Origin of the sequence: Corynebacterium atrinae (genome assembly GCF_030408455.1) — a bacterium.
GTDB lineage: Bacteria > Actinomycetota > Actinomycetes > Mycobacteriales > Mycobacteriaceae > Corynebacterium > Corynebacterium atrinae.
Genome location: NZ_CP046977.1, coordinates 1,412,820 through 1,436,015 on the forward strand (window position 1 = coordinate 1,412,820; position 23,196 = coordinate 1,436,015).

22 protein-coding genes are annotated in these 23,196 nt (G+C 63.6%); 4 read left to right on the plus strand and 18 right to left on the minus strand.

The genetic code is table 11. The features are described 5' to 3' along the window. Positions 1-3: 3 nt before the first annotated feature. Together ribD and rpe are read right to left on the minus strand one after the other, a co-directional pair. Entirely contained in the window at positions 4-972 is a 969-nt protein-coding gene (gene ribD, locus CATRI_RS06945) for a bifunctional diaminohydroxyphosphoribosylaminopyrimidine deaminase/5-amino-6-(5-phosphoribosylamino)uracil reductase RibD (RefSeq protein ID WP_290216048.1), read from the minus strand. Beyond that, positions 972-1,628: a ribulose-phosphate 3-epimerase gene (gene rpe / locus CATRI_RS06950; protein WP_290216050.1), complete on the minus strand. Its 657-nt coding sequence runs from the start codon at positions 1,626-1,628 to the stop codon at positions 972-974. Before rpe ends, ribD begins: the two co-directional genes overlap by 1 nt. A 55-nt stretch (positions 1,629-1,683) precedes the next feature. Between rpe and CATRI_RS06955 the strand changes: the two genes are divergently transcribed. Then, a complete protein-coding gene (locus tag CATRI_RS06955) occupies positions 1,684-2,433 on the plus strand; it encodes an enoyl-CoA hydratase (RefSeq protein WP_290216052.1) in 750 nt (249 codons plus the stop codon). Here the strand turns inward: CATRI_RS06955 and CATRI_RS06960 are convergent. From CATRI_RS06960 to pyrR, 15 genes are all read right to left on the minus strand, one after another. After that, positions 2,430-3,878, minus strand: coding sequence for an RsmB/NOP family class I SAM-dependent RNA methyltransferase (locus tag CATRI_RS06960; RefSeq protein WP_290216055.1), 1,449 nt, complete (start codon positions 3,876-3,878; stop codon positions 2,430-2,432). The two genes, CATRI_RS06955 and CATRI_RS06960, sit on opposite strands and share 4 nt — an antisense overlap. Further along, positions 3,875-4,834, minus strand: coding sequence for a methionyl-tRNA formyltransferase (gene fmt / locus CATRI_RS06965; RefSeq protein ID WP_290216057.1), 960 nt, complete (start codon positions 4,832-4,834; stop codon positions 3,875-3,877). Before fmt ends, CATRI_RS06960 begins: the two co-directional genes overlap by 4 nt. A gap of 16 nt (positions 4,835-4,850) precedes the next feature. After that, on the minus strand, positions 4,851-5,360 hold the full coding sequence (gene def / locus CATRI_RS06970) for a peptide deformylase (RefSeq protein WP_290216059.1): 510 nt from the start codon (positions 5,358-5,360) through the stop codon (positions 4,851-4,853). Between the two features lie 91 nt (positions 5,361-5,451). Then, entirely contained in the window at positions 5,452-7,467 is a 2,016-nt protein-coding gene (locus CATRI_RS06975; RefSeq protein ID WP_290216061.1) for a primosomal protein N', read from the minus strand. 11 nt (positions 7,468-7,478) lie between these two features. Then, on the minus strand, positions 7,479-8,696 hold the full coding sequence (gene metK / locus CATRI_RS06980) for a methionine adenosyltransferase (protein ID WP_290216063.1): 1,218 nt from the start codon (positions 8,694-8,696) through the stop codon (positions 7,479-7,481). Positions 8,697-8,739: 43 nt separating this feature from the next. Continuing rightward, entirely contained in the window at positions 8,740-9,981 is a 1,242-nt protein-coding gene (gene coaBC, locus CATRI_RS06985; protein ID WP_290216065.1) for a bifunctional phosphopantothenoylcysteine decarboxylase/phosphopantothenate--cysteine ligase CoaBC, read from the minus strand. Between the two features lie 82 nt (positions 9,982-10,063). Further along, positions 10,064-10,357 (minus strand): DNA-directed RNA polymerase subunit omega, encoded by a 294-nt coding sequence (gene rpoZ, locus CATRI_RS06990; protein WP_047253155.1) that lies wholly within the window; start codon positions 10,355-10,357, stop codon positions 10,064-10,066. A 30-nt stretch (positions 10,358-10,387) separates the two neighbouring features. Next, positions 10,388-10,966 carry a guanylate kinase gene (gmk, locus tag CATRI_RS06995; RefSeq protein ID WP_290216070.1) on the minus strand — a complete coding sequence of 193 codons (579 nt, stop codon included), beginning with the start codon at positions 10,964-10,966 and terminating at the stop codon, positions 10,388-10,390. Between the two features lie 3 nt (positions 10,967-10,969). Continuing rightward, complete coding sequence (mihF, locus tag CATRI_RS07000; RefSeq protein WP_047253157.1) at positions 10,970-11,293, minus strand: integration host factor, actinobacterial type; 324 nt, start codon at positions 11,291-11,293, stop codon at positions 10,970-10,972. Between the two features lie 218 nt (positions 11,294-11,511). Then, positions 11,512-12,330, minus strand: a complete 819-nt coding sequence (gene pyrF, locus CATRI_RS07005; RefSeq protein WP_290216073.1) for an orotidine-5'-phosphate decarboxylase — start codon at positions 12,328-12,330, stop codon at positions 11,512-11,514. Between the two features lies 1 nt (position 12,331). Beyond that, on the minus strand, positions 12,332-15,673 hold the full coding sequence (gene carB, locus CATRI_RS07010) for a carbamoyl-phosphate synthase large subunit (protein ID WP_290216075.1): 3,342 nt from the start codon (positions 15,671-15,673) through the stop codon (positions 12,332-12,334). Positions 15,674-15,700: 27 nt separating this feature from the next. Then, positions 15,701-16,900: a glutamine-hydrolyzing carbamoyl-phosphate synthase small subunit gene (gene carA / locus CATRI_RS07015; RefSeq protein WP_290216077.1), complete on the minus strand. Its 1,200-nt coding sequence runs from the start codon at positions 16,898-16,900 to the stop codon at positions 15,701-15,703. A gap of 20 nt (positions 16,901-16,920) precedes the next feature. Next, positions 16,921-18,279 (minus strand): dihydroorotase, encoded by a 1,359-nt coding sequence (locus CATRI_RS07020; protein ID WP_290216079.1) that lies wholly within the window; start codon positions 18,277-18,279, stop codon positions 16,921-16,923. Between the two features lie 13 nt (positions 18,280-18,292). After that, positions 18,293-19,237 carry an aspartate carbamoyltransferase catalytic subunit gene (locus CATRI_RS07025; protein WP_290216081.1) on the minus strand — a complete coding sequence of 315 codons (945 nt, stop codon included), beginning with the start codon at positions 19,235-19,237 and terminating at the stop codon, positions 18,293-18,295. Continuing rightward, the gene (pyrR, locus tag CATRI_RS07030) at positions 19,234-19,809 is read right to left on the minus strand and encodes a bifunctional pyr operon transcriptional regulator/uracil phosphoribosyltransferase PyrR (protein ID WP_290216083.1); all 576 of its coding nucleotides are present in this window, start codon (positions 19,807-19,809) and stop codon (positions 19,234-19,236) included. Before pyrR ends, CATRI_RS07025 begins: the two co-directional genes overlap by 4 nt. 124 nt (positions 19,810-19,933) lie before the next feature. On the opposite strand from pyrR, the gene CATRI_RS07035 reads away from it, so the two are divergent. Genes CATRI_RS07035 through CATRI_RS07045 form a run of 3 tightly spaced genes read left to right on the plus strand, consistent with a single transcriptional unit; the run spans position 19,934 to position 22,311 of the window. Continuing rightward, positions 19,934-21,310 (plus strand): TIGR01777 family oxidoreductase, encoded by a 1,377-nt coding sequence (locus tag CATRI_RS07035; protein WP_290216085.1) that lies wholly within the window; start codon positions 19,934-19,936, stop codon positions 21,308-21,310. A 25-nt stretch (positions 21,311-21,335) separates the two neighbouring features. Beyond that, a complete protein-coding gene (locus CATRI_RS07040; RefSeq protein ID WP_353959716.1) occupies positions 21,336-21,848 on the plus strand; it encodes a YbjN domain-containing protein in 513 nt (170 codons plus the stop codon). Beyond that, entirely contained in the window at positions 21,838-22,311 is a 474-nt protein-coding gene (locus tag CATRI_RS07045) for a YbjN domain-containing protein (RefSeq protein ID WP_290216087.1), read from the plus strand. The genes CATRI_RS07040 and CATRI_RS07045 overlap by 11 nt, the downstream gene beginning before the upstream one ends. Here CATRI_RS07045 and CATRI_RS07050 read toward each other — a convergent pair. Next, positions 22,308-23,159, minus strand: coding sequence for a PPK2 family polyphosphate kinase (locus CATRI_RS07050; RefSeq protein ID WP_290216089.1), 852 nt, complete (start codon positions 23,157-23,159; stop codon positions 22,308-22,310). The two genes, CATRI_RS07045 and CATRI_RS07050, sit on opposite strands and share 4 nt — an antisense overlap. Positions 23,160-23,196: the final 37 nt, after the last annotated feature.

Consider the following 23,196-nt stretch of genomic DNA (forward strand, 5'->3'; position numbering starts at 1 on the left):
TTATTAGTCCCTTCTCTTGAGTTCTAAGAGGACATCGTCCCCCAAGCGGGTCACGCGATCCAGGTGAAAGCTCGCGGCATCGGCCAGGGAGGGGCCGACGGAGCGGGCGAGGACCCCGCGGCCGTCACCGAGCAAAGTTGGGGCGAGATAAGCCTGGACCGCATCGACCAGCCCCGCCTCCAGGAAGCTGGACGCGAGACTCGCCCCGCCCTCGACGAGGATGTCGCGGGCGCCTGTTTCCCATAACGCGCGCAGGGCCTGCGTTATGCCCGGATACTGCTCAAAGCCCTCACGCTGCAGGTCACGGGTTCCAATGATGACCCGCCGGGGCTGATGGGTGAGCCCATCATCCAATCGGGCGGTCAGCGAGGGATTGTCCGCTAGGGCTGTTCCGGTGCCGATAATGATCGCGTCTCGACGCCGCCGATCCGCATGCACGTGGCGGCGCGCCGCCTCACCCGTGATCCACTGGCTCGAGCCATCGATGGCTGCAGTGAATCCGTCGAGGGTCTGGGCAAACTTTAAGGTCACGTGCGGGCGCGACAACCGCACCGCCGTCAGCCAGGGGGCCAAATCCGGTGCGTTGCCGGACAGTTGGGCGACATCCACTCCATTGGCACGCAGGAAATCTGCCCCGCCGGAGGCGGGGATGGTGGGATCGGGGTGGAGGAATCGGACGTGGGCGACGCCGGCGTCGATAAGCGCCTGCGAGCAGGGGCCTGTGCGGCCGGTGTGGTTGCAGGGTTCCAGGGAGACCACTGCGGTGCCCCCGCGGGCTCGATCCCCCGCCTCGCGTAGCGCCATGACTTCGGCGTGGGAACCGCCCGCCGGTTGGGTCGCTCCGACCCCGACGAGCTCGCCATCGGCCGAGAGCATCACCGCCCCCACCGGGGGATTCGGGCTCGTAGTCCCATGCACAGCTGCCCCGGCCTGGAGAGCGACCTGGAGCGCCTCCTCGACGGACAGCGGCATTAGACCGTGGCGAGCCGACGCAGGTTGTCCACCGCGGCAGCCCGATCGTCCTTGCCAAAAATGGCGGATCCGGCGACGAAGGCATCACAGCCGGCCTCGGCGGCCTCTGCGATAGTGTGCTCGGAGATCCCGCCGTCAATTTCGATGAGGGTGGTGAGCTTGTTGTTGTCGATCGCCTCGCGCAGAGTACGGACCTTTTCCAGCTGATCCGGCATGAAGGACTGCCCGCCGAAGCCCGGTTCAACGCTCATGACCAACACCAAGTCAAAGAAGCGCAGATCTGCCAGGTACGGTTCGATGGGGGTGCCAGGCTTCAAGGAAAAGCCCGCTTTGACGCCCTTGGATCGCAGGTGCTTCGCCAAGGCAACGTGGTCCGTGGTCGCTTCCACGTGGAAGATGACGCAATCCGCGCCCGCTTCAATGTACTTGTCCACCCATTCTTCCGGGTTCTCGATCATCAAGTGAACGTCCAAATGCTGGTCAGTGATGTTATTGACGGTCATGGTGATGTCCGGGCCGAACGAAAGATTCGGGACGAAGTGGCCATCCATGATGTCAACATGGATCCAATCCGCGTTGTCGACGGCGCGCACCTCCTCGCCCAACTGAGAGAAATCGGCAGCCAGAATGGACGGAGCAATAATCGGGGTAGCCATGGCACACAGTGTACGCGGCGTGTGGGTGGGATAATTCTCAGGCAGAATGCTTTCTATGACCCACCCCCTCGTCCTCACGTCCACCCACGGGGAAGGCGCGATCCGCGTGATCACGCTCAACCGGCACAGCAACCGCAACGCGCTAAACATCCCCATGTGCGAGGCGATCGAGCAGGCGATGGTGGACGCGTGCGAGCACGGCGCACGGGTGGTCGTCCTGCACGGCGAAGGAACCGTCTTTTCTTCCGGCGCCGACCTTTCCGGCGGCGTGTACGCCGGAGGGTTCTACGAGGCGCTGCTCCACATGCTGGGGACGATTCAGACCCTGCCGATCCCTGTCATCGCCTGGGTCAACGGCCCAGCCATCGGCGCGGGCACGCAACTCGCGATGGCCTGCGACCTGAGGGTTGTGGATACCACGGCGCTGTTTCGAGTGCCCATCGTCGACGTTGCAATTGCCCTCGACGAGGTCACTATCGCCACGTTAGAGAACCTCGTCGGAGGGTCCCGGGCCCGCACGATGCTGTTCACGGGAGCGGAACTGTCCAGCGCCGATGCGCTAGAAACAGGCTTTGCGACGTCCGCGGGAGACTTCTCCGCAGCACTCTCCCTGGCCGAGCTGCTCGCCACCAAAGCGCCGCTGACCCTGCGCCACCTCAAGTACGAATTCGCCCGGACCTCACATCGCCCCTACGATGCAGCTACCCGACGTGAGGCCGCCCGGGCAGCCTGGGAATCCAGCGATGCCGCCGAATCCCGCGCGGCCCGGGCAGAAAAGCGCCCGCCCCGGTTCACCGGCAGTTAGTCGGCGCGGCGTAGGACGGCGAAGAACATGGCGTCCGTGCCGTGGCGGTGGGGCCACATTTGCACGCTGAGCTCATTGCCCACGTTGTCCATCGGGGCCACCAGCTCGTGGGCGGCCAGTTCCGTGGCGCCGAGTTCCTTGACGGCGCGATCCACCACCGACCGGGTCTCCCGCAGATCCGGGGAACAGGTCGAATACACGACAACCCCGCCCGGGCGAACGAGTTTTAACGCCGATGCCAACAGCTCGAACTGCAGCAGGCTGAGCTGGGCGATGTCTGACTCCGACTTCCGCCAGCGCGCCTCCGGGCGGCGACGGAGGGCACCGAGGCCGGTGCAGGGGGCGTCGACAAGCACGCGGTCGAAACCGGGCTCCAGCCCGGGCTCTCGACCATCGGCAACGTGGACTGTCACAGGCAGGTCACCGACGGTCTTTTTGACGAGGGTGGCGCGATGCGGCGACACTTCCACCGCGTCGACATGCGCCCCATCAATGCGGGCCAGCGCCCCCATGAGGGCGGCCTTTCCGCCCGGTCCGGCACAGAGGTCCAGCCAGCGCCCCTGATCCGGGCCCTCCAGCGGCGCCTCGACGACCGCGCGCGCGATGAGCTGGGAGCCCTCGTCCTGAACAGCCGCGAGGCCCTGCCGAACCGGCTCGGCGTCACCCGGATCGCCGGAATCCAGGCGCACCGCATAAGGAGAATAGCGACCCGGTTCACCACCGGTGATCAGTGCCAGCTCCTCAGCGGAGATCTCACCAGGTCGAGCCACGAGGTGGACCGAGGGACGCTGCGAATCCGCGGCGAGCGCCTCCTCCAAGTCCCCCAGGCCCAGAACCCGCGAGAATGACTCGGCAATCCACGTCGGATGGGCATGACGGAAAGCAGCGGCCGCGATCTCGCCCTTAGGAGTGAGCTTCTCGATCCACTTCTCCGCGGGAGTGCGTGAGATGGTGCGCATGATGGCGTTGGCGAAGCCCTTTGCGTGCTCGTGGCCCGCAGCATCGACCAGGCGCACGGTCGTATCCACCGCCGCATGCGGCTCTACCCGCGTGTACAGCAACTGGTACGTACCCAGGCGGAGGGCTTCTAGGACCTCCGGGGCGATCTGATCCAGTGGCCGGCTTGAACAGTCGGCGATGACCGCGTCCAGCACCCCTTGGGCACGCAAGGTGCCATAGGTGATCTCCGTCGTAAACGCGGCGTCACGTTCCGTGATCTTCCGCTGCTTCAAGGCCTTCGGCAGAATGAGGTTGGCATAGGCCTCATCGGCGCGCACCCGACCCAGCACCTCGTGGGCCAACAGACGGGGGGCATCGAGCCCCGGGACGGTACGGCTCTGGGTGGGCTTATCCGCTCCCCGCTGGGGTGCCCGCGACGTGCCCTTGGTCGTTCGCTTTGTCTCCTTCGAGCCTTTTGCCCGCGAGCGAAATCCTCCACCACTCATGAAAAGCTCACCCTCTCCCCTGTATTCGTTTTTCCCTGAATAGCGGCGTTGCCGCGCGCCCACGCGGCAGCGTCCATCATCTTCTTCCCCGGCGGTTGGACCTGCCCCAAGGTCACTACCCCGGAACCGGTTCCGACCTGGACTTCATTTTTAATGACCCGGAGCTCACCGGCGCCCAACGCCTCCGCATCCGGGGCGAGCTTAATGGGCCCGACTTTGAGCCGGTCTTCCCCCAGGACAGTCCACGCGCCGGGGCCCGGGGTATGCGACCGGATATGTCGATCAACGGACAAGGCAGGTGCGGTCCAGGCGATCCGCGCGTCTTGGGTGCTGATCTTGTGCGCATAAGTCGGTTCACCCGACTGATCCTGGGACACGATGGTGCCCGATTCCAAGCCATCCATCGTCGCCGCGAGTAGTTCGGCTCCGGAATAGGCCAGGCGGGTCAGCAGGTCATCGGCCGTGTCGGTGTCGCGAATAGCTTCCGTGATGGTCCCAAGCACCGGTCCGGTGTCCAACCCCTCTTCAATGCGGAAGGTCGAGGCGCCGGTGATGTCGTCGCCGGCCTTGATGGCCGCCTGCACAGGAGCAGCGCCGCGCCAGGCCGGGAGCAAAGAAAAGTGGAGGTTAACCCAGCCGTGCGGCGCCGCATCAAGCAGGTCCTTGGTAATGAGGTTGCCGTAGGCCACAACGGGTATGGCTTCAGGAGCCAGTTCCGCGAGCCTCGCGCGCAGGGCTTCTCCGTCCTCCGTCCCGGGCTTCAATGTCGTCGGCGTGAGGACTTCGATGCCATGTTCCTGCGCCAGAGCAGAAACGGGAGACGGATGGAGGGTGCGTCCACGTCCCCGGCGCGCGTCCGGTCGGGTGATGACAGCGACGATCTCGTGATTGGTTTCTAGTAGACGGCGGAGAGCCACAACCGCGGGTTCCGGGGTTCCGGCGAAAATCAAGCGCATGGATTCCTTATGGGGGTTAGGCGTCGAACCAGGTAGACGTACGGATGGCGGCCATCGCTGCTTTGCGTCGCTCTGGCGTGAGACGTTTGAGAAAGAGCACTCCATCAAGGTGGTCAGTTTCATGCTGAATGCACCGTGACATCAGGCCTGAGGCGACCATCGCAATGGGATGGCCGTTGATGTCCTGGCCGGAGACCCGGACCGTCTCAAAACGCTCGGTGTCCGCGGAAATATCGGGGATGGAAAGGCAGCCTTCGTTGCCGAGCTGAGTCTCATCGCCGATAGGCTCCCACACCGGGTTGATGATGTGTCCGCGCAGGCCATCCTCAATGTGACTGCAGTCGTAGACGAAGACGCGGCGGGCGACGCCCACTTGGTTGGCTGCCAGGCCCACTCCCCCGGCCTCGTCCATGGTCTCAAGCATGTCCTCGACCAAGACCTCCAGGGAATGGTCGAAGGTGGTGATTTCCTCAGACCGAGTGGTGAGGACGGGATCGCCGAAAAATCGGATCTCACGAACTGTCATGGGGCGTGCTGGCTCCTTGTATTTCCTTGCGTAGCGGTTTCGCGCCTGGTGCTTTCCACAGACTCCTCAGTGTACTTCCCCTACGTCAGCGCTAGCCGATGTGCAGCGGGTCAACCTGCACCCGCAGTGGTAGGTCGTCTTTGCGGCCCGCCCGCGATACCATCGCCGCGCGCAACGCGCGGCCCACCTCCGCTCGTGGCCCCAGGGGCACACGCACGAGCAAGCGCTGGGCGGGCCCGAATCGCTTCTCGTCATATTCCCCTGGCAGGGTGACTCCGGGAGGCAAGTCGACGGGGCCGAGAAGCTCGGCACCGTCCGGGAGGGTGACGACGTCGCGGAAGACATCGAGACTGGCGTTGGCGCCGTCGATAGCCGCCATGTGCACGGCGGGCGGGAAGCCTACCTCCCGGCGCTGCTGCAGCTCCAGCGCAGCGGCGCCCACCATGTCCCAGCGGATGAAGAACTGCACCACCGGCAGGCCCGGATCGGCCATGACGACAACTTCCCCGCCTTCCCCATGGGATTGCACGAGGGCGGCGGCTTGAGCCCACTTTGCCAGGGTGTCTTCCGTAGCGCGGAGGTCTTGCCTACCCAACAAGGACCACGTATCCAGCAGGATCGCCGCGCCGTATTCCCCCCAGGGTTCCGCGCCGGGAGTGGACACGACCAGCGCAGGACCGTCGTCTACCTCACTCACGATCTTCGATCCACCGGAAGTGATAACCCGGACAGAGGGGAACGCGCGGCCCAGTTCCTCGGCGGTTCGTTCCGTTCCGAGCACGACAGCGCGCAGTTTGACGGAGCCGCAGACTCCACAGCGGTGGCGGGCGTCGGGTCGGCCGCACCAGCGACACGTGGGCACTCCCGGCCCGGTTCCGTCGTCCGCGGGCAGGCTCAAGGGCCCGTTGCAGGTGCGGCAGCGGGCGGGCGTCCGGCAGTTGCCGCAGGCGAGAGTAGGCACGTAGCCCTTGCGCGGGACTTGGATGAGGGCTGGTTTGCCCCGTTCGAGGCTGCGCCGAACGGCATCGAAGGCCAACAGGGGGATGCGCGACTGGGCGGCGCGGGGGTCTCGGATCATTTCGAAGTCCGAGTCGGCCGCCGCCCGGATGCGGGGCATGCCCGCCCGGATCGTCTCCCGCGGGGCCACTAGGTTGTGCGCCCACCCCGATTCGACGAGTAGTTGCGACTCGGCGGTCCGGGTGTATCCGCCGATGATGAGGGAACAGCCCTCGATGGTGCTGCGCGTGGTCAGGACTTCGCGGGCGTGCACGTAGGGGGCGCGGGGGTCGACGAGGCTGTCGTCACCATCGTGCATGACCACCGCGAGTTGGAGGTTCTCCACGGGGGCGAAGGCGGCGGAGCGAGTTCCCACGACGAGCCTGCCCTGCCCGTGCAGGACGGACAGGTAGCGCCGGTAGCGCGCCTGCGGCCCGAGACCCGCGGTGAGCACCGTGATCTGCCGGGCGGACACCAGTTCCCTTAAGGCGGCTTCGAGCTTATCGACGTCCCGTTGGTCCGGCACGATCAGCAGCGCACCGCCGCCGTCCTTAACTACCTTCACCGCCAAAGCGGCGAGGGTTGTGTCCCACTCATCCCCTGGCCGCACCTGCCAGGCCGCCCGCGCCTTTCCCGCCGTGAGCACAGAGTCAACAAAGGACTCCCCGAACTCATAAGCGGACCAGGCGGAAAGATCCGGCTCCGTGGCCTCCCCGAGCTCAGCCCAGGGGGTGGACACGTCGGATTCCTCCGCCCGCGCATGGCGAGACGGGATGGCCGAACGAATGATGTCGGACCGGACGCCGCCGTAGCGGTCGGCCAGGGCGTCGATAAGCTGCGCTATCCGGGAGGGATAGACGACGTCGTTGGACACTGACCTTTCGAGGTAACGCAAGTCCCCCTCGTGGTCGGAGGTGGCGAGGCGCTCGAGGACAAGAGCGTCGACAAGCCGACCGGCGAAGCGCACCCGGACCCGCACGCCCGGCTGAACGACCTCGTCATCGGCGGCGGAGACGAGATAGTCAAAGGGCCGGTCGAGGTGCGCTAGCCCCAGCAAAGGCAAAACCCGCGCCACCGGCTGGTGTTGCGCGGGGACGCGGGGGGTGGCCATAGCCCAGGATTCTACAGGGCTGCCTGCAGCTGCTCGACTCGGTCGGTTCGCTCCCACGGCAGCTGAAGATCGAGACGACCGAAGTGCCCATAGGCGGCCGTCTGGCGGTAAATGGGACGCAGCAATTCCAACTGGCGGATGATCGCGGCGGGGCGCAGATCGAAGACCTTCTCCACGGCGGCCTGGATGTCCTCATCGTTGAGGCCCGGGCGGGCGGTGCCGAAGGTCTCGACGTAGAGGCCAACCGGCTTCGCGCGGCCGATTGCGTAGGCCACCTGGACCTCAGCTCGCTTGGCCAGACCGGCGGCCACGATGTTCTTGGCCACCCACCGCATGGCATAAGCGCCAGACCGGTCCACCTTGGAGGGGTCCTTGCCGGAGAAGGCGCCGCCGCCGTGACGAGCCATGCCGCCGTAGGTGTCGACGATAATCTTGCGCCCCGTCAACCCGGCATCGCCCATCGGACCGCCCAAGATAAAGGAGCCGGAGGGATTCACCAACAGCGTGAGGTCCCCATCCACCATGTGCCTGATCCCGGCATCGTCCACTACCCAGTCGACGACATGCGTGCGAATCTGCTCCTCGAGCCACTCCTGAGTGACCTCCGGGTCGTGCTGAGTGGACACCACGACCGTGTCGAGGCGGACCGGTTGGTCGTCCGCGTCGTAGGCGAAGGTGACCTGGGTCTTGCCGTCGGGGCGCAGGTGCGGGACGATGCCCTCCTTGCGGACCTGTGTCAGGCGGCGGGCCAGACGATGCGCCAGAGCGATCGGCAGCGGCATAAACTCTTCGGTCTCATCCGTGGCGTAGCCGAACATGAGCCCCTGGTCGCCAGCACCGGCGTAATCATCGTCCTCCACGGATCCGCCCTGGCGAACTTCGTGGGAGGTGTCCACCCCGTGCCCAATTTCTGGGGACTGCTCGCCAATCGCGACGCTCACCCCGCAGGTATTGCCGTCGAAGCCCACATCGGAAGAGGTGAAGCCAATGCCGCGGAGGGTTTGGCGCACGATCTGCGGAATCTCGACGTAGCCGCTCGTCCGGACCTCACCGACGACATGGACCTGACCGGTGGTCACGAGCGTCTCGACAGCGACACGGGCGTTCGGATCCTCCTTCAGCAGTGCGTCCAGCACGGCGTCGGAAATGGCGTCGCAGATCTTATCGGGGTGACCTTCTGTCACAGACTCGCTGGTAAACAGGCGGACAGTGGAAGAGTCGTTAGACAAAGGGGTGCTTCTTTCAGTATCAGTACTTAATGTCTCGCCCACTCTAGACCAAGCTGTCTACAGCGTCAAGAATCTGCGCCGCGACGGCCAGTTTCGAGCCATCACTGATCGCCGTCACCGAGCCATCCGCGGCCAGCAACCACCCACGATTGCGGGCCTCACCAAACACTTTGCCCTCCCCCACCTCATTAGCCATCATGAGATCGCAGCCCTTGCGCTGCAACTTAGCCTGGGCATGCTCCAAGGCGGAATGGGTGGCATCGCCCGTCTCCGCGGCGAACCCAACGATCACGGTGCCCGCGGGAATCTGCCCATCTCGCCGGCGCTGGACCGTCGTGGCCAAAATGTCCGGGTTCTCGATGAGCTCCAGGCGCGCGAGGGACTCGTCATCCGCGCCCTTCTTCAGCTTCGCATCCGCCTGAACAGCCGGACGGAAATCAGCCACTGCCGCGGCCATGACGACGACGTCCGATTCCGGAGCCAACCGAGCGACCGCCGCCGCCATGTCACGAGTAGACGTCACTCGCTCCACCGTCGCGCCCGAAGGAACTGGCAACTGATCGGTAGCGCCGGCGACAATGGTCACCTCCGCGCCGCGCTGAACCGCGATCTCCGCCAAGGCAAAACCTTGCCGGCCCGAGGAACGATTACCCAAAAACCGCACCGGGTCGAGTGCTTCCTGGGTCCCACCGGCTGTAATGAGGACCTTCTTGCCCACCCAATCAAACCGCGGCACATGTCCATCGAGCGCCAGGCGAACAAGGTCGGCGATCTGGCTGGGCTCCGGCAATCGCCCCGGCCCAGAGTCCTTGCCCGTGAGCCGCCCATGGGCGGGCTCCATCACGATCATTCCTCGCTCCCGCAGCGTGGCGACGTTCGCGCGGGTCGCTGCATTCAGCCACATTTCGGTGTGCATCGCCGGGGCCACCACGATCGGACAGGTGGCAACCAACACCGTCGAAGTGAGCAGGTCGTCCGCTCGCCCGGCGGCGAGCCGGGCGATGACATCGGCCGTAGCCGGGGCGATGACCACCGCCTCGGCTTCCTGCCCGATGCGAACGTGTTGGACTTCGTCGACGGCGTCAAACACCGACGTCGATACGCGATGCCCACTGAGCGCCTCGAAGGTGGCGGCACCGACAAAGGTGAGGGCGTTCGGCGTCGGCACGACGCGGACATCATCCCCCGCCTCTTTAAAATCGCGGACCAGGTGACAGGCCTTGTAGGCGGCGATGCCACCGGAAACACCAACGACGATCTTGCGGGGAGAACTCTGCTCACTCATGGTGGACACTCTACCGAGGTAGCAACGACAACGGCCCCCTGACCCGGTCAAGGGCTCAGGGGGCAGATGAAGCGCCTGAGGGCTAGTTGCCTTCTTCGTGGTCGAGCAAGCCGGCCTCGATCTCGCGCAGGGCGATGGACAGCGGCTTCTCGCCGGGCTCAGGGGTCACTAGGGGTCCGACGAACTCGAAGACACCCTCGTCGTGCTGCTGGTAGTAGCTGTTGATCTGACGCGCGCGCTTGGCGGCGAAGATCACCAGGGCATACTTGGAGGAGACCGTGTCGAGCAGCACGTCGATCGGCGGGGAGGTAATGCCCTCCGGCGGATCGAACACAGCGGCGGCGGACGTGGACTTCTCGTTGCTCACGTTGGTCACTTGCACCTTTTCATTGGGGTTGTGAAGATTTTAGCGGGATGCGCCCTGCAGGATAGCACTGATCGCAGCCACAGCATCATCGACGTTGTCATTGACCACCACGTGGTCGAACTCGCCCTGGCTGGCCAGCTCTTCTCGAGCGGTCTCCAAACGGCGGGCGATGACATCTTCCGGCTCTGTTCCGCGTCCCGTCAGGCGGTCCACCAGGACCTCCCACGAGGGCGGGGCGAGGAACACAGTCTCGGCCTGAGACATCGCGGCCTTAACGTTGCGCGCCCCTTCGAGGTCTACCTCGACGAGAACCGGACGGCCTTGCGCTAGAGCCTTTTCCACCGGTTCGGCGGGAGTACCAGAGCGCTGCAGGCCACCGTGGATTTCTGCCCATTCGAGCATCCGCCCACGGTCGATGTTGTCCTGAAACTGATCAGCGGTGACGTAGAAGTAGTCAACCCCATCGACTTCACCGGGACGCGGTGCCCGGGTAGTCATGGAGACGCTGAAGTAAAGATCCTTGACGTCACTGCGCAGGCGATGAACCACGGTGGATTTTCCCACTGCGGAAGGACCGGCCAATACCACTAGCCGACCCTGGGGGTTCTCGCCGGGCATGTTCTAGTCCTCGGAGAAGCCGAAGCGCTCAAGCAGAGCGCGGCGCTGGCGGTCACCGAGACCACGCAGACGACGGGTCTGGGCGATCTCGAGCTCCTCCATGATCTCCTTAGCCTTGACCTTGCCGACCTTCGGGAGTGCCTCGAGCAGTGCGGAGACCTTGGTCTTGCCAATGATCTCGTCGGTCTGAGCCTTTGCCAGAACCTCCTTGAGGTTGGTGCTGCCGCGCTTGAGCTCTGCCTTCAGCTCTGCACGAGCCTTACGAGCCTCTGCAGCCTTAGCGAGGGCTTCCTTGCGCTGCTCGTCGGTCAACTTGGGAAGGGCCACGGGGTTCCTCCGATTCAAAAGGGGATAGTTTGGTTAGATTTGGTACTCAACTTCAGCACCAGACTTCAGCGATTTACCTGCGAATTTCAAGCGTGCAACTCACTGAACTCCGACTAGTTTAGCACCGGGCCGACAGCGGGGAGATTGACCCGCCCATTTGGGCACGTCAACGCCTCGCATTTCATAAAATACCAGGACAGCGGGCCCAGTTTCTAGTATCAGTGACCTGGGAATTCTGACGCCGTCGACAGCACGGCTTTCCGCAGGTCAGAAACGTTCGGACCGGCAGAGAGGATGGCTCGCGAGACATTCGGGAAGGCCAAATTGCTCACACCGGCTGCGATTCTGGCCACGTCCTGAGCATTAGCACCTTGCGCGCCCACTCCCGGCAATAGAACCGGCCCATTCAGGCGGGAAAGATTCGGCGGGCTGGCCAAGGTTGCTCCAACAACCACACCGATGTTGCCAGGCCCGCTGTGGGACGCGTTCAGCGCGGCGCACTCATCCACCACTTGCTGGGCGATAGTTCGGCCATCCGAATTCACGTGACTCTGCAGTTCGACGGCCTCCGGATTAGAAGTGGCAGCCAAGACGAAGACTCCGCGGCCGGTAGCTTCTGCCAGCTCGAAGACCGGCCGCAGGGAACCCACACCGAGATAAGGAGACACGGTGACGGCATCCGTCTGCAACGTCGACCCCTCCCCCAGCCAAGCGTGTGCATAGCCGGCCATGGTGGAGCCAATGTCGCCCCGCTTAGCATCAGCGACGACCAGGCACCCCGCCTCCCGGAGAGCAACAAGGGTCTCCTCAAGGACCCGGAAGCCGGCGGAGCCATGTCTCTCATAAAAGGCAACTTGAGGCTTAACCAAAGCGGCCGTGTCGGCGAAAGCCTCCACGCAGCGGCGGCTAAATTCGGCCACTCCCTCCGCGTCATCGCTCAATCCCCAGGATTGCAGCAAGCTGGCGTGCGGATCGATGCCGACGCAGAGGCGGCCGCGGGTAGCGGCGGCGCAAAGAAGCTTCTCGCCAAATGTCATGCTAGTTACCCACCGTGTGATCAAGCTCCTGCAGCGCCCGGACCTCCAGGTCACCGGCCCGCAGGGCCTCAATACCCTGCACCGCAGCGGTAACACCCTGCACGGTGGTCACCAGCGGCACTCCGACCGAGACGGCCGCCGCACGGATGTCGTAGCCATCGTGACGAGCTCCGGCGGAACCAGCGGGAGTGTTGAGGATGAGGTCGATGTCTCCGGCCAAAATGAGGTCAACGATGGACTTACCTTCTCCGGCTTCGCGGATATCGGAGGCCTTGAGCACCGTCTGGCATTCGATGCCGTTGCGCCGCAGCATGGCGGCCGTTCCGGCGGTGGCCAGGAGATTGAACCCCAGCGAGGAGAGGCGCTGGATCGGGAAGATCAGGGTGCGCTTGTCGCGGTTGGCCACCGAGACAAAGACGTTGCCGGCGGTCGGCAGCTCGCCGAATGCGGCAGCTTCGGCCTTGGCGTAGGCGGCCCCGAAGTTTTCCGCCAAACCCATGACCTCGCCGGTGGACTTCATTTCCGGAGAAAGCAAAGTGTCCAGCATCTTGCCATCGGGGCGGCGGAAACGGTTGAAGGGAAGCACTGCCTCCTTGACGGCGATCGGGTGCTCCAGCGGCAGGGAGCCCCCGTCGTAATCGGTGGGGAGCATTCCCTCTTCCTTCAGCTCAGCGAGGGTGGAGCCAAGCATGATGCGGGAAGCGGCCTTGGCCAGGTGAACGCCAGTTGCCTTGGACACAAACGGCACGGTGCGAGAGGCACGCGGGTTTGCCTCAATGACGTACAAGATGTCGTCCTTAAGTGCGAATTGGACGTTCATCAGGCCCTTGACGCCGATACCCTGCGCCAGGGCAATGGTGGACTGGCGGACCTTTTCAATGTCCTCCGCGCCCAGTGTCATGGGCGGCAAGGCACAGGCGGAGTCACCGGAGTGAATGCCGGCCTCCTCGATGTGCTCCATGACGCCTGCGAGGTAGACGTCCTCGCCGTCACACAGGGCATCAACGTCGATCTCGATGGCCGAGTCGAGGAAGCGGTCAACGAGCACCGGGTGCGCTGGGTTGAGCTCGGTGGCGCGCTCGATGTAGTCCGACAGGGATTCTTCGTCGTAGACGATTTCCATGCCACGTCCACCCAAGACATAGGAAGGACGAACTAGCACCGGGTAGCCGATGGCATCGGCGACCTGTCGGGCCTCGTCGAAGGAGGTAGCAGTGCCGAAGGCCGGGGCGGGCAGTGCGGCGGCCTTGAGGACCTCGCCAAACTCGCCGCGATCCTCAGCCAAGTTGATGGCCTCCGGGGTGGTGCCCACGACGGGGACACCGGCGTCGGCAAGCTGTTGGGCCAGGCCCAACGGAGTCTGACCACCGAGCTGAACGATGACGCCGGCGACGGTGCCGGAGGTTGCCTCAGCGTGGTAGACCTCCATGACGTCTTCGAACGTCAGCGGCTCGAAGTACAGGCGGTCGGCGGTGTCATAGTCGGTGGAGACGGTCTCCGGGTTGCAGTTAACCATGACGGTCTCGTAGCCAATGCGGGAGAGTTCTAACGCGGCGTGGACACAGGAGTAGTCGAATTCGATGCCCTGGCCGATGCGGTTCGGGCCGGAGCCCAAGATGATGACCTTTTCCTTCTCCGTCTGCGGCTCGACCTCGGTCTCTGCGGCGGGGTCAAGCTCATAAGCGGAGTAGTGGTATGGAGTTTGGGCCTCGAACTCGGCGGCGCAGGTATCCACCGTCTTGAATACCGGGCGGATCCCCAGCGACCAGCGGAGGCGGCGCACGCCCTCCTCACCGGCGAACTCAGGGCGCAGGACGGCGATTTGTGCGTCTGAGAGGCCGAAGACTTTAGCCTCGCGGAGGAGATCGGCGTCGAGCACCGGGGCGTCGATAAGCCTCTTTCGGAAATCCACCAGGGCCTTCAGCTCGGCGAGGAACCAAGGGTCGACGTCGGAGGCGTCGTACAGTTCCTCGATGGTGGCGCCCAAGCGCAGGGCCAGCTCGATGTCGTACATGCGGCCATCGGTGGGACGCTTCAGATCCTCAAGCACCGCAACCAAGTCCGTGGCCCGCTCACCGGCGAAGTACTCGTCCGGCTTGGTCCAAAAGCCTGCCTGCTTCTGCTCCAGCGAGCGCATGACCTTGTTCAAGCCGGCGATGTAGTTGCGGCCGATGCCCATGGCCTCACCGACGGACTTCATCGTGGTGGTCAGGGTGTCGTCAGCGCCGGGAAACTTCTCAAACGCAAAGCGGGGGGCCTTGACGATGACGTAGTCGAGGGTCGGCTCAAAGGCAGCGGGGGTGACACCGGTGATGTCATTGGTGATCTCGTCGAGCGTATAGCCGATGGCGAGCTTGGCGGCGATCTTCGCGATGGGGAAACCCGTCGCCTTCGAGGCCAGCGCTGAGGAACGGGACACGCGCGGATTCATTTCGATGGTGATGATGCGGCCATCATTGGGGTTGATGGCGAACTGAATGTTGCAACCGCCGGTGTCAACGCCGACCTCACGGATAATGGCAATACCCTGGTCACGCATCTTTTGGAACTCGCGGTCGGTCAGGGTGAGAGCAGGGGCCACGGTGACAGAGTCGCCGGTGTGGACGCCGAGGGCGTCGACATTCTCGATAGAGGCGATGACCACGACGTTATCGTCGCCGTCTCGCATGAGCTCCAGCTCGAATTCCTTCCACCCGAGGATCGACTCCTCGATGAGGACGTTGGCTTCCGGGGAGGCAGCCAGTCCGCCGCCGGCGATACGCTCGAGGTCTTCGTTGTTGTAGGCCAAGCCCGAGCCAAGGCCACCCATGGTGAAGGAGGGGCGCACCACGACGGGTAGTCCGAGTTCGGCGACGGCCGCGTGCACCTCATCCATGTTGTGGCAGACGGCCGAGCGCGCGGACTCGCCACCGATGGAGGCGACGATGTCCTTGAACTTCTGGCGATCCTCGCCCCGCTCAATGGCATCAATGTCGGCACCGATGAGCTCGGCGCCGAACTTCTTCAGGGTTCCTCGGCGATCGAGCTGGATGGCGGCGTTAAGCGCGGTCTGGCCGCCCAAAGTAGCCAAGACAGCATCGATCGGGTGGCCCTGCTCGATCTCTTTTTCAAAGATCTTCTCGATGTACTCGGGCTGGATCGGCTCGACGTAGGTGTGGTCCGCAAACTCCGGGTCGGTCATGATCGTCGCCGGGTTGGAGTTGATGAGCGTTACTCGCAGGCCCTCTTCGCGAAGGACACGGCAGGCCTGAGTGCCGGAGTAGTCGAATTCGCAGGCCTGGCCGATGACGATGGGGCCGGAACCAATGACCAGGACGTGCTTGAGATCTGTGCGCTTAGGCATGAGTTTTCCTTGTCTTCTTCCTGGTACTTACTTGGCGGCTGCGGCGGTGCTAGCGTGAGCGGACATCAACTCGATGAACTGGTCAAATAGCGGGTTCGCATCGTTTGGGCCGGCGGCAGACTCTGGGTGATACTGAACCGAGAAGGCACGGCCGTCCACCAGCGCGACGCCCTCCACCGTCTTGTCATTGAGGCAGAGGTGGGTAACGCGAGCCGGACCGAAATCGGTGTCGAAGGTCTCCCCCTCCGGCGCCTTGAGCGCAAAGCCGTGGTTTTGAGAGGTGATGTCGATCTTCGAGGTCACCGTGTTGATGACGGGCACGTTGATCCCGCGGTGCCCGAACTTCAGCTTGTAGGTATCCAGCCCGAATGCGCGACCGAGGATCTGGTTACCGAAGCAGATTCCAAACAGCGGAATGCTCGCCGCAATGACGTCGCGGGTGATGGCGACCATCTCGTCGGCAGTGGCAGGGTCGCCGGGGCCGTTGGAGAGGAACACCCCGTCCGGGTGGAACTGCTGGATCTCGGCGAAAGGAGTGTTGGCGGGCACGACAATGGTGCGGATGCCGCGCTTGGAAAAATGGCCGGGGGTGGCGGACTTAATGCCCAGGTCGTAGGCGACGACGGTGAACTTGGCATCTCCGATGGCGGGGACCTCGTAGACCTCGCCGGTGGAGACCTCGGCGGAGAGATCAGCCCCCTTCATGGACGGCTGGGCGTTGACCTCAGCGAGCAGCTCTTCGATCGGTCGACGCGCGTCCGCTCCGGTGAAGATGCCAGCGGCAGTGGACCCGTTGTTCCGAAGGTGGCGCACGAGGGCACGCGTATCGACGCCCCGGATTCCCACCACGTCCTGCTTGTCCATCTCCTCGGCCAAGCTGTGCGTGGCCCGCCAGTTGGACACCCGATGGGCGAGATCGCGGATGACCAGGCCTGCCACCCAGATCTGGCCGTGGCGCGACTCGTTGTCTTGCTCGTTCCAGCCGGTGTTGCCAATCTGCGGAGCGGTAGTGACCACGATCTGGCGGTGATAGGAGGGGTCCGTCATGGTCTCCTGGTACCCGGTCATGGCGGTGGTGAACACAGCCTCACCCAAGGTGGTGCCGGAGGCTCCGAAGTTGTAGCCGCGGAAAACGGAACCGTCGGCGAGGACGAGGACAGCGGGGACCCGTGTCGGGTCGGAGGAGGACGTCAAGGCGTCACCTTTCGCAACATTATTGTTCTGCATGATATTCAGCAATTTGTATCTTATACGGCGCCGGGGGAGATTTCACGTGGCTCGGTAGCCACGCCGTCCACGCAGGTGAGGCGGCCACGCAGCACCGTGGTGGTCACCTTGGCGCCGAAATCCATGCCCTCGTAGGGAGTGTTTTCCGACTTCGAGGCCATCTCCGCCCCCCGGGCAGTCCAGCTCGCCCCTGGGTCGATGATGGTGAGGTTGGCAGGCTCCCCCACCGCGATGGGACGGCCGTGGCCGGGAAGGCGGACGATCTCGGCCGGGCGCTCGCTCATCACCTTCGCCACCCAGCGCCAGTCGGCGAGACCGGAGCGGACGAAGATCTCAGCGATGATTGCCAAGGATGTCTCCAGCCCAAGCATGCCTGGTCGGGCATGCTCGAACTCGCAGCACTTCTCTTCGGAGCCGTGCGGGGCGTGATCGGTAGCGACGCAGTCGATGACACCGTCCAGCAGGGCCTGACGCAGAGCAAGCGTGTCGTGCTCCTCGCGCAAGGGCGGGTTAACCCGGAAGTTGCCGTCATAGGTATTCAGCTTCTCGTCGGTCAGAAGCAGATGGTGCGGGGTCACCTCCGCCGTCAGCGGGATGCCTTGATCCTTGGCCCATGACACCAGCTCGACGGTGCCAGTCGTCGAGGCGTGACAGATGTGGACCCGGTTGCCGTAGTCACGGGCAAGCAGGGCATCGCGCACCACGATGGACTCCTCGGCTACGCGCGGCCACCCCCGCAGACCCAGGCGGGCCGCAGTCTCACCTTCATGGGCGACGGCCCCGCCCGTGAGGCGACTATCTTCCGCATGTTGGGCCAACAAAACGTCGTGGCCCTTGGCATATTCGAGTGCTCGCCGCATGATGAGCGGGTCGTCGACGCATTTGCCGTCATCGGAGAACATGCGGACCTTGGCTTGGGAGGTCGCCATCATCCCGAATTCGGTGATCTCCTTGCCCTCGAGGCCCTTGGTGATAGAGCCGACAGGGTGCACGTCGCAGATTCCGGCGTGCTGGCCCTTCAGCCACACGGATTCAGCCAAGACCGGCTGGTCCATGACGGGCATGGTGTTGGCCATGGTGAACACGGCAGTGAAGCCACCCTGTGCGGCAGCTTGGGAGCCAGTGATAATGGTTTCAGTGTCCTCGCGGCCAGGTTCACGCAGGTGAACATGCATATCGACGAGGCCCGGTAGGAGGACATTGCCGCAACCATCGATGGTGCGGTCGGCGTCGGCATCAGCCGACGCATCGAGATCGACGATGATGCCGTCTTTGATGAGGACCGTGACGGGATCGCCCTCACCGTAGGGGCGGACGTCGACAAGCTTCAGGGTGCCCGGCTCGACGGCGGACAGGGGGCCGGTGGCGGGAAAGGTCATGGGGGATTCTCCTTTAGTATCCGGCCGCGGCGGAGTCGCCGACGAGAAGGGTGAATAGGACGGCCATGCGCAGGTGAACGCCGTTGTTCACCTGTTGCAGGATCGCCGTTGAGTCATAGTCGGCGACGGCGTAATTGATTTCCATGCCGCGCAGCATCGGACCCGGGTGCATGATGATCGCGTCCTTTTTCATCTTCGCCGCGCGTGCCTTGGACAGGCCGAAGAAGTTGGCGTATTCGCGGTGAGAGGGGAAGAAGCCGCCGTTCATGCGCTCCTGTTGGACCCGCAACATCATGACGACGTCGGCGTCGGCGATTTCTGCATCGAAGTCCTGGAAGGTCCGCACCGGCCAGTTCTCCACACCGAAAGGCAGGAGGGTTGGCGGGGCGACGAGCACGACCTCGGCTCCCAGCTTGGACAACAAATCCACATTCGAGCGCACAACTCGCGAATGGAGAACGTCGCCGACAATGAGGACCTTACGGCCGCGGATTTCGCCGATGCGCTGGCGCATGGTTACGGCATCCAGCAGCGCCTGGGTCGGATGCTGGTGGGAGCCATCGCCGGCGTTGATCACACTCGGGCCATTGCCACCGGGTGCCACCCACTCGGCGACGAGGTTGGCAGCCCCGGAGGACGGATGCCGCATGATGATCGCATCCGCCCCAATGGAGCTGAGAGTCAAGACTGTGTCCTTGAGGGACTCACCCTTCTTCACCGAAGACGTCGAAGCAGACAGGTTGATCACGTCCGCGCTCATCCACTTACCTGCGGTTTCGAAGGAAGAACGCGTCCGGGTCGAGTTCTCATAGAACAGTGTGTAGATCGTCCGGCCCCGCAAGGTGGGCAACTTCTTAATCTCCCGCCCCTCCAGCGCCTCCCGAAAACGATCGGCTTCATCCATGAGGCCAACGATCTCGTCACTGCTCAAGTCCGCGATGGACAGCAAGTGCTTCATTCTTTGCCCTCCTGGGTCAGCTCGACGGCATCGCGGCCATCGATCGATTCGAGAAACACGGTAACGCCCTCATTGCGGGCCGTGGGCAAGTTCTTTCCCACATAGTCAGCGCGGATGGGCAGCTGACGATGGCCCCGATCGACCAAGACTGCGAGCTGGATATTTTCCGGCCGGCCGATGTCACGCAGGGCATCGAGCGCCGCGCGGATCGTACGTCCGGAGTACAACACGTCGTCGACCAACACGACCGTGCTGCCGTCAATGCCACCAGTAGGAATGGTGGTGGGCTTGAGCGCTCGGTGCGGTCCACGACGCAGGTCGTCGCGATAGAGGGTGATGTCGAGGGCACCCACGGGGACGGTGACACCCGAGAATTCCTCGATTTTGGCTGCAAGACGCTCAGCGAGGGGCACACCCCCCGATGGGATGCCCAACAACATGACAGGTACGGCGTCCGGGGCGTCCAGCGCCGTCTTCTCAATAATCTGGTGCGCGATGCGTGCGACAGTGCGCGCGACGTCGTCCGAGCCCAAGAGCTCGACGCTTGTCACTGCGCCATTACGTTCACTCATCGTGACCTCCTTCCCCGCCTCTCTGTGCGGTATTTAAAGGATGTCTGAATAGTACGAATGGTGTCTATGCTTGAAGACTGATGCTGATCCTAGCACCCCCGACCCTAAGAGAGGCGGCTACCCCGTGAGCCTGACTGTGAGCCACGTCGTTCCCGCACCCCGCGAGCAGGTCTGGGAGTGGCATACCCGCCCCGGCGCTCTTTCTCGCCTGACCGCACCCTTCCTCCCTTTCACCCCCATTCAGCAGGCAGAGAAGCTATCCGACGGAACCACGATCTTCGGCCTGCCTGCAGGCCTCAAATGGGTCGCCCGCCACGACCTTTCCAATTTTCGCCGCGGCTACCGCTTCACCGACGTCTGTACCTCCGCACCCCTGAAGCTGCTGGCCAATTGGCGGCATGTCCACGATTTCGCTGATCATCCGGACGGCACCCTCATTACCGACACCGTCACCACTCGCCTGCCCGGCAATTCCCTGAAGTCTTTCTTCGCCTACCGCCAGCGCCAACTCATCGGCGATATGGCTTTCCTATCCCGGATCGCCCCTCTGCAACCGAGCACACCGCTCACCGTCGCCATCACCGGTTCCCGGGGGCTCGTTGGGCGCGCACTTAGCGCCCAACTGACCACCGCCGGGCACAACGTCATCCAGCTCGTCCGTAAGAACTCCAAGGAAGGCCAGCGCCTCTGGGAGCCTTTCCACCCTGATCGTGAGCTACTGAGCGGCGTCGATATCCTCATTCACCTCGCCGGCGAGCCGATTTTCGGCCGCTTTAGCGATTCCCACAAAAAGGCGATTCGCGAGTCCCGCATCGAGCCAACCCGTCGCCTCGCGCAACTAGTCGCCAACTCCCCTTCCGTATCCACCATGATCTCCTCCTCCGCCGTCGGCTTCTACGGCTCCGACCGAGGAGAAGAAGTGCTCACGGAAGACTCGCCCCGCGGCGATGGCTTTCTTAGCGACGTCGTCGTGGACTGGGAGGCAGCCACCTCACCCGCCGCCGAAGGCGGCAAAAGGGTCATTCAGATCCGCACCGGCGTCGTCCTCTCCGGCGACTCCGGCCTGCTCCCCGTCCTCAAGGCCCTGTTTTCCACCGGCCTCGGCGGCAACTTCGGCGACGGCAACTTCTGGCTCTCCTGGATTGCCCTCGATGACCTTACCGACATCCTCGTCCAAGCCTGTCTTGATGACTCCTGGTCCGGCCCCATCAACGCCGTCTCTCCCAACCCGGTGCTCAACCGTGACTTCACCGCTGCCCTTGGCAAGGAACTACGCCGCCCGGCGGTCATGCCCATCCCCTCGCTCGGCCCCACCATACTGTTGGGTAAAGAAGGCGCCCAGGAATTGGCCTTGGCCGATCAACGAGTCGTGCCAGCCAAGCTCCACGCCGATGCTCACGTCTTCCGCTACCCCACCATCGACACTGCCCTCGCCCACGAGCTCGGCGGCGAAGAGCTAGTCGATCCCGAGTTAGTCAAGGAAGACGTGACAGACCTGTAGGGGCTAACTAGCTACAGTGGACCAGGTGACTACTTCACCACCGATGTCCCCCATCCCCGACACCCCGGTTGCCCCGGTCACCCCGGAGCGGCTGGCGGAACTGCTTAACGAAGAGGGTTTGCAGCACCGCCTCGAAGCCGCTCCGGCTGCTGCCGATGAAGAGGCCACCGTCGTGGTCCGCACCGGGTTTATTAACGCCGCGATTGCCCTGAGCGTCGACAGCGATCACCTCGTCGCCGACTCCATGTGGCGCGGCGAAGTGACCAAAAAGGAAGCACCGCGCTTGCTGGCCATGGTCAACGAGTGGAATCAAACCCAGTACATGCCGACGCTGCGCTTCTTCGAGTCCTCGGCCGGCATGGGCCACCTCACGGTGAGCGCCCACCGCCAAATCTTCATCGGCGAGGGCCTCAGCCGCAATCAGATCGGCGCTTTTGTGATGTCCACCCTCGACGGCATCCTGCGCGCTTACGAATGGGTCGAGGGCCAACTGCCGGAGCTGGTCACGTGGGAGGAGCCCCATTCCGATGAGCACTAATAGCGAAATTCAAGCGGTAACCATCGACCGAATTGTCGAAGCCATGCGCGGATTCGATGTCGAACTGGAGCACCACCCTGAGAACGAGGTCGCCACCGCCAACCTCAACGGCTTACCCATGACTTTCGCCGTCCTCGGTTCCACCGCCATCATTCGCGCCGACTCCGTCACGGATCAGGTGCTTAACGACGCCGACCCCACCCTCTATCTCGCAGCCAACCAGGTCAACTGCGTCAGCTTTGGGGCCCGCGCCACGGTCGTCGACCGGGCCGAAACACTCATCGTCCGCACCGAGCGCGACCTCTCCATCGCCGCCGGTATGACCGACGCCCAGCTGTCGGCGTCCCTCCGCGACGGCGTCGATGCTGTCCTCGCTACCCACGATGGCATCAAAGTCGTAGCCGAGGAGCTATCGGAGGTCCGCGCGGCCGTCGAAAAGCAGTTGGAAGAAGAGCAGGGCTAGGCCTTCTCCGCCCTGCGCAGTTCCGCCGCGACGTTGAAGGTGGCGGCGGGCCATTCCAGGTCCATCGACCGTAGCGCGTCGAGGACAAGGTATTTCACCGCCATCCGGGCATAACGTTTGTTATCACCCGGTAGGCAGTACCACGGGGCATCTTCCGTCGACGTGCGCCGCATCGCGATCTCGTAGGCTTCCTGATACTCGTCCCACAATTCACGCTCGTCCAGATCACCCGGGTTGTACTTCCAGTACTTGTCCGGGTTTTCCAGGCGCTCGATGAGGTTGTCCTTTTGGAAGTCCTTGGAAATGTGGAGCATCACCTTGATGATCTTCACGTTCCGGGCCACCATGTCCTGCTCGAAATCGACGATCGCCCCGTAACGCCGCTCAATCTCCTCCGGCGGCGCCATCTGCCTTACTCGCTGAATGAGCACGTCCTCGTAGTGCGATCGGTCGAATACAGCAATCTGCCCTACCGCCGGCTCATGCGGGCGGATACGCCACAGGAAGTCATGCTGGCGTTCCTCCGCCGTCGGCGCACCGAAAGAGGAAATGCTCAATGCCTGGGGATCGAAGGCATTGAACACATGCCGGATGACGCCGCCTTTGCCGGAGGTATCCATGCCTTGTAGGACGAGGAGAACTGCCCCAGTTCCGGGCACTTTGGCACGACCATTGGCGAAGAGTTTCTCCTGGAGCTCGTCGAGCTCATCGTCATACTGGTGGAATTCTCGCTCCCAGTCTTTTTTGTTCCATTCGAATCCGGGGGTCGATGTGGGATCGACATCGGCTAGCTGGAAATCAGGGCCGACACGATGCTGGAGGGCCTCATCCATGGTGAATTTGTCCATGCTACCGATCGTAGGGAATCTAATAGCGGCCTGTCTT

Excerpts from the sequence above, each read along its gene's own strand:
- rpe (WP_290216050.1), bottom strand. The coding sequence starts at position 1,628 with ATGGCTACCCCGATTATTGCTCCGTCCATTCTGGCTGCCGATTTCTCT.
- coaBC (WP_290216065.1), bottom strand. The coding sequence starts at position 9,981 with ATGAGTGAGCAGAGTTCTCCCCGCAAGATCGTCGTTGGTGTTTCCGGT.
- fmt (WP_290216057.1), bottom strand. The coding sequence starts at position 4,834 with ATGCGCTTGATTTTCGCCGGAACCCCGGAACCCGCGGTTGTGGCTCTC.
- gmk (WP_290216070.1), bottom strand. The coding sequence starts at position 10,966 with ATGCCCGGCGAGAACCCCCAGGGTCGGCTAGTGGTATTGGCCGGTCCT.
- carA (WP_290216077.1), bottom strand. The coding sequence starts at position 16,900 with ATGCAGAACAATAATGTTGCGAAAGGTGACGCCTTGACGTCCTCCTCC.
- CATRI_RS06975 (WP_290216061.1), bottom strand. The coding sequence starts at position 7,467 with ATGGCCACCCCCCGCGTCCCCGCGCAACACCAGCCGGTGGCGCGGGTT.
- def (WP_290216059.1), bottom strand. The coding sequence starts at position 5,360 with ATGACAGTTCGTGAGATCCGATTTTTCGGCGATCCCGTCCTCACCACT.
- pyrF (WP_290216073.1), bottom strand. The coding sequence starts at position 12,330 with ATGACATTTGGCGAGAAGCTTCTTTGCGCCGCCGCTACCCGCGGCCGC.
- CATRI_RS07045 (WP_290216087.1), top strand. The coding sequence starts at position 21,838 with ATGAGCACTAATAGCGAAATTCAAGCGGTAACCATCGACCGAATTGTC.
- CATRI_RS06955 (WP_290216052.1), top strand. The coding sequence starts at position 1,684 with ATGACCCACCCCCTCGTCCTCACGTCCACCCACGGGGAAGGCGCGATC.
- pyrR (WP_290216083.1), bottom strand. The coding sequence starts at position 19,809 with ATGAGTGAACGTAATGGCGCAGTGACAAGCGTCGAGCTCTTGGGCTCG.
- CATRI_RS07020 (WP_290216079.1), bottom strand. The coding sequence starts at position 18,279 with ATGACCTTTCCCGCCACCGGCCCCCTGTCCGCCGTCGAGCCGGGCACC.
- CATRI_RS07050 (WP_290216089.1), bottom strand. The coding sequence starts at position 23,159 with ATGGACAAATTCACCATGGATGAGGCCCTCCAGCATCGTGTCGGCCCT.
- CATRI_RS06960 (WP_290216055.1), bottom strand. The coding sequence starts at position 3,878 with ATGAGTGGTGGAGGATTTCGCTCGCGGGCAAAAGGCTCGAAGGAGACA.
- carB (WP_290216075.1), bottom strand. The coding sequence starts at position 15,673 with ATGCCTAAGCGCACAGATCTCAAGCACGTCCTGGTCATTGGTTCCGGC.
- ribD (WP_290216048.1), bottom strand. The coding sequence starts at position 972 with ATGCCGCTGTCCGTCGAGGAGGCGCTCCAGGTCGCTCTCCAGGCCGGG.
- CATRI_RS07025 (WP_290216081.1), bottom strand. The coding sequence starts at position 19,237 with ATGAAGCACTTGCTGTCCATCGCGGACTTGAGCAGTGACGAGATCGTT.